Raw genomic sequence first — 5,241 nt, 5'->3', positions numbered from 1 at the left:
GCGCGATCTTAAGTGGGAATAGGACGTCCTAAAATGGACGCTTACGGGTGTTAGTCAAGTTCACCATAATATAGTCATTTTTTAATGCTTCAGTTGCGGTTTACCTGGATTCGCCTATAATAATTTACTGCACCAACCGGTCGGTATTTTTGTGGCTACGGCGGCTTCGATCCGGCCTCGGCACGGGAGCTTATCCTTGAATAAAAAATCTCAACTGACTAACAGTCAAATCATTCAGGCCGCACTCAGTGTTGCCGCTGAAAAAGGCGCCGGTAAAGTGACGCTGGATGCGGTTGCCAAAGTCGCTGGTGTCAGTAAAGGTGGTTTGATTTATCACTTCCCCAGTAAAGAGGCGTTAATTAGTGCCATGGTGCAACAGTTGATAGAGGAAGCTGAGTGCCAGCGTAGCTTGCAAGAGCGCACAGAAAGCTCGACCTTGGCAGCGGTATTGCAAAACCGCGCTCACTTTACCCGGCAGATTGCCGGCAATACCGCAATGGCGATTCTGGCGGCGGCGGCTGAGCAGCCAGCTTTGTTACAGCCGGTGAAGCAACACAATAAGGATGTGCTGCAGCAAATTCAGGCTGAACATGGCAATGCATTGCAGGCAACCTTGCTGTTACTGGCCAGTGAAGCCCTGATTTATCACAATTTATTGAATTTATCCCCTTTTACCGCAGCAGAGCGCAGCGCGCTGGAACAACAATTAGTGCAACAGGCACGGGAGCTACAAGCATGAAGATGGCAATTAAATCGCCCTGGTGGGTTGTGAGTATCGTTATTGGTTTAACTGCCTGCTCAGAAGCACCGCCACCGGCCGCAGTGGCGGTACCGACAGTGAAGCTCTATACCGTGAATGGCGAAGAGCAGGCCAATAGCCGGCATTTTGTCGGCCGTATAGATGCGGTCAGTACAGTGGATCTGGCGTTTCAGGTCGGTGGCCGGGTAACCGAATTATCGGTGCAGCAAGGACAAGTCGTTCCTGCCGGAGAATTACTGGCCGCATTGGACCCGGCAGACTATCAATTGGCCGTCGAGCAGGCTGAAGTGCAGTTGGCGCAGGCCAGTCGAGATCTGGAACGTGGCAAGCCGTTGCGTGAACAGGGAATTTTAACCCCGTCTGCCTTTGATCAGCTGCAAACCAATTTTGAAATTGCCCGGGTGGCGCTGGAAAATGCCCGCCGTAATCTGGACTACACCCAACTTAAAGCGCCCTTTGATGCGCTGGTTACCCGCAGGCTGGTAGAACGTTTTGCCACTGTTGCTGCCGGTACGCCATTGTTACGAGTGCAAAATATTTCCGAATTGCGTGTACATATTAACGTGCCGGAACAGATTATGCGCCAGGTCAGGGATACCAGTGACTATCTGGTTTCAGTGCGGTTATCAGAAGCTGCCAGCGAACGCTATCCTCTGGCATACCGGGAACATGCTACCGAAGTCGACCCGTTAACCCAAACCTATCAGGTGTCTTTTGCGATGCCGCGTTTACCGGAAGTTAATTTATTACCAGGTATGACGGTTAATGTGGTGACTGAGCGGGTAGCAACCGACAGCGCCGTGTTGATTCCGGTATCCGCGCTGGATACCGCCACACCGGAACAATTTTATGTCTGGCGCTATCAGCCCGAAACCCAAACTGTGCAGCGCATTGCCGTACAGGTTGGCACGGTGCGTGAGCAACAGATTGAAGTGCTCAGTGGCCTGAACCGGGGCGAGCAGGTGGTTTCTGCCGGGATTTATCAGTTACAGCCCGGGCAGCAGGTGCAGCCCTTTGTGGCCTACTAAGGAGCCTTCTGATGCGGATTGCCAGTTATGCAATTGAAAAGCAGGTTAATACCTGGCTGTTTATTATGCTGTGCTTTTTGGGCGGACTTTGGGCATTGGTCAGTATTGGCCGCTTAGAAGATCCGGCCTTTACGCTGAAAGAGGCGAATATTGTGACCTATTATCCGGGCGCAACGGCATTGGAAGTGGAAGAGGAAGTGACGGAATTGCTGGAATCCGCTATTCAGCAATTATCACAATTAAAGCGTATTACCTCCAAGTCGATGCCGGGTAAATCGGAAATCCGGGTGCAAATTCAGGATAAGTATGACGGCAGTCAGATGCCACAGATTTGGGATGAGCTCAGGCGTAAGGTTAATGATGCCAGTATTCGCCTGCCCACCGGCGTAATGAAGCCGATCGTCAATGATGATTTCGGTGATGTATTTGGTATTTTTTATGCCGTGACAACTGACGGTTTTTCCGATCGCGAAGTACGCGAGCTGGCTACTTTTTTACGCCGTGAGATGCTGACGGTGCCTGGGGTGGCAAAAGTCCAGACCGCCGGCGAACCGGAAGAGCAAATCAGCGTAGAAATTTCGCATGAGCGTTTGCTCGGGATCGGTCTGCCTTTGCAGTTAGTGGTCAATACTCTGCAAACTGAAAATGCGGTAGCACAAGCCGGCTCGGTGCAGGTGGGTGACAAAAGGATTCGCCTGAACAGCAAACCCGGCCTGGATTCAATTGAGGCAATTGAAAATTTACGGATTGGAAAACCGGGCTCAACCGAGCAACTAAGCATTTTTGATGTTGCAACAGTGCGCCGGGATGAAGTTGAAGTGCCATCGCAAATCATTCGCTTTAATGGCAAACCGGCCTTTACGCTGGCGATTTCCGGTCTGACCGATGCCAATATTGTCGATGTAGGTAAAGCGGTTGATCAGCATCTGGCGAAACTGGCAGAGCGTATCCCGCTTGGCGTAACCCTGCATCCGATCTATCAGCAACATGTCGTGGTGGATAACGCCATTAACGACTTTATTGTTAACCTGATCTTGTCCGTGGTCATTGTTATTGCGGTGCTGTGTCTGACCATGGGGTGGCGGGTTGGTTTAGTCGTTGGCGGTACTTTGTTACTTACCGTCTTGGGTACCGTATTCTTTATGAAACTGGCCAATATCGAGATGGAGCGGATTTCGCTTGGCGCGCTGATTATTGCCATGGGCATGTTGGTTGATAACGCCATCGTGGTCGCAGAAACCATGCTGATTAATATGCAGCGTGGCCAGAGTTCACGGCAGGCGGCGGATGAAGCGGCCAGTCGTACCCAGATCCCGCTGTTAGGCGCGACCGTGATTGGCATTATGGCCTTTGCTGGTATTGGCCTGTCGCCGAATAGTACCGGTGAGTTCTTGTTTTCGCTGTTTGCCGTCATCGCGATTTCATTGCTGTTAAGTTGGGTGCTGGCGATTAGTGTCACCCCTTTGCTGGCGCATTATTTGTTTAAAGTCGATGCCAATAGTGCCGCTGCCGATCCCTATGCTGCCGGTTTTTATCAGCGTTATGTCAGGGTATTGCGCTTTGCCTTGCGCCAACGTGCGCTAACTCTGGGCGGTTTGGCGCTGCTAACGCTAATTAGTGTTATCGGTTTCGGGCAAGTAAAGCAGGTATTTTTCCCGGCGTCGAACACGCCAATTTTCTACTTGAATTACTTCTTGCCCCAGGGCTCAGATATTCGCGCTACCTCGCGTGATCTGGCAGAAATTGAAGCCTTTGTAATGGCGCAACCCGAAGTCGAATCAGTCAGTAGTTTCGTTGGCTCGGGTGCCAGTCGCTTTATGTTGACTTACGCACCGGAGCAGCCGAATGCCGCCTATGGCCAATTGATTATCCGTACCGCACACCGAGACCAGATCCCTCCGCTGATGCAGCGGCTGCGCACTGAACTGCCGCCGCGCTTACCGCAGGCTGAGATCTACACCCAGCAACTGATGTTTGGGCCGGGCAGTGGCGCTAAGCTGCAAGCCAGGGTATCTGGCCCGGATGAGCGCATCTTACGGCAGCTCGGCCAGCAAATTACTGAATTAATGCGTCAAGAGCCGGCTATCACCGATTTACGGCATAACTGGCGGCAACGCGAACTGGTGATCGTACCGGACTTTAACGAAAAGCGGGCGCGGATTGCCGGTATTAATCGCACTGATCTGGCGCAAACACTGGAGTTTGCCAGCACCGGTGTACGCAGTGGTGTCTACCGCGAACATGATAAGCAAATTCCCATCGTGGTGCGGCCGCCAGCATCCGAGCGGTTTGATATTGACCGGCTGCAGGATCGGATGATTTGGAGTGCTAACGATAATACCTATATTCCGATTACGCAGGTGATTAATGGGCTGCAAACCCAAACTGAAGAAACGATAATTCAGCGCCGCGACCGGTTAAGAACCCTTACCGTTGAAGCTGAACCGGCCTGGGGTTACACGGCCGATCAGGCCCTAAAATTGGTTCGCCCGAAAATTGAGGCGCTGCCATTACCCGCTGGTTATCAACTGAGTTGGGGCGGTGAATATGAAAGCTCCGCAGAAGCCCAGCAATCGCTGGCCGCGCAATTACCCTTAAGTTTTATCGTGATGCTGGTGATCAGTATTCTGTTGTTCGGTGCGCTGAAGCAACCGCTGGTGATTTGGTTAATAGTGCCGATGTCTATCTGTGGCGTGACCGCCGGTTTATTGGCAACGGGTCTACCCCTTGGTTTCACCGCATTGCTCGGTTTTCTCAGTTTATCAGGCATGCTGATGAAGAACGCCATCGTACTGGTAGACGAAATTGACCTGCAAATTCAGCAAAACAGCGATAAGGTTCAGGCGATAGTGCAGGCCAGTGTCAGCCGGATCCGGCCAGTGCTGTTGGCGGCGCTAACGACTATTCTGGGGATGCTCCCGCTGATTTGGGATGCGTTTTTCAATAGTATGGCAGTAACGATAATGGCCGGCTTAGCCTTTGCTACGGTATTAACCCTGGTCGCGGTGCCGGTACTGTATGCCATGCTGTTTCGGATAAAACCGGCCTGAGCTGGTTAAAACAGGGCCGGTTTTGCCGGCCCTGTAGTTACTTGGCGCAGCGAATACAAAGCTCAGTAAAGGGGATAGTGGTAAGACGTGCCAATTTAATGGCCTCGTCACACTGGGCACATTTATCGTAAGTGCCGTGTTCCATTCGGCCAAGCGCTCTGTTGATTTGTGCCAGTTCTTGCCGATCTTTTTGTTCTATGGCGCTTAATACTTCATCATTCTCACGTTCGGTTGCCTGTTCGGCAAAGTCAGCACTGCGACCTTGCGCAAAGTCGCGCTCAATGGCAGCGACCTGGCGCTCCAATTCTAATTTTCGGGCTAGCAGGCGACTTTTAAATTCCTGAAATGGCATTTGCGGCGTAAGCGTCCATTTTAGGACGTATTGACGCCTTATAGATTTCGG

The 5,241-nt window shown here is 51.7% G+C and carries 4 protein-coding genes; 3 read left to right on the top strand and 1 reads right to left on the bottom strand.

What is annotated here, in order from left to right; translation table 11 throughout:
- Nucleotides 1-196: 196 nt before the first annotated feature.
- From NOG12_RS12795 to NOG12_RS12785, 3 genes are read left to right on the top strand one after another with little or no spacing between them, the layout of a single operon-like run.
- Entirely contained in the window at nucleotides 197-739 is a 543-nt protein-coding gene (locus tag NOG12_RS12795) for a TetR/AcrR family transcriptional regulator (protein ID WP_313933461.1), read from the top strand.
- Nucleotides 736-1,788, top strand: coding sequence for an efflux RND transporter periplasmic adaptor subunit (locus tag NOG12_RS12790; protein ID WP_313933460.1), 1,053 nt, complete (start codon nucleotides 736-738; stop codon nucleotides 1,786-1,788). The genes NOG12_RS12795 and NOG12_RS12790 overlap by 4 nt, the downstream gene beginning before the upstream one ends.
- A gap of 11 nt (nucleotides 1,789-1,799) precedes the next feature.
- On the top strand, nucleotides 1,800-4,838 hold the full coding sequence (locus tag NOG12_RS12785) for an efflux RND transporter permease subunit (protein WP_313933459.1): 3,039 nt from the start codon (nucleotides 1,800-1,802) through the stop codon (nucleotides 4,836-4,838).
- Between the two features lie 37 nt (nucleotides 4,839-4,875).
- Here the strand turns inward: NOG12_RS12785 and NOG12_RS12780 are convergent.
- Nucleotides 4,876-5,241: TraR/DksA family transcriptional regulator (locus NOG12_RS12780; RefSeq protein ID WP_313933458.1), on the bottom strand; the 366-nt coding region annotated here is incomplete at its 5' end.

Origin of the sequence: Pseudidiomarina fusca (assembly GCF_032227045.1) — a bacterium.
GTDB classification, from domain to species: domain Bacteria; phylum Pseudomonadota; class Gammaproteobacteria; order Enterobacterales; family Alteromonadaceae; genus Pseudidiomarina; species Pseudidiomarina fusca.
The sequence above is the reverse complement of the archived record's forward strand: the minus strand, read 5'-3'. Positions and strand labels throughout refer to the sequence as shown.

Bases quoted from the DNA above. Each gene is read 5' to 3' on its own strand.
- NOG12_RS12790 (WP_313933460.1), top strand. From the start codon at position 736: ATGAAGATGGCAATTAAATCGCCCTGGTGGGTTGTGAGTATCGTTATT.
- NOG12_RS12785 (WP_313933459.1), top strand. From the start codon at position 1,800: ATGCGGATTGCCAGTTATGCAATTGAAAAGCAGGTTAATACCTGGCTG.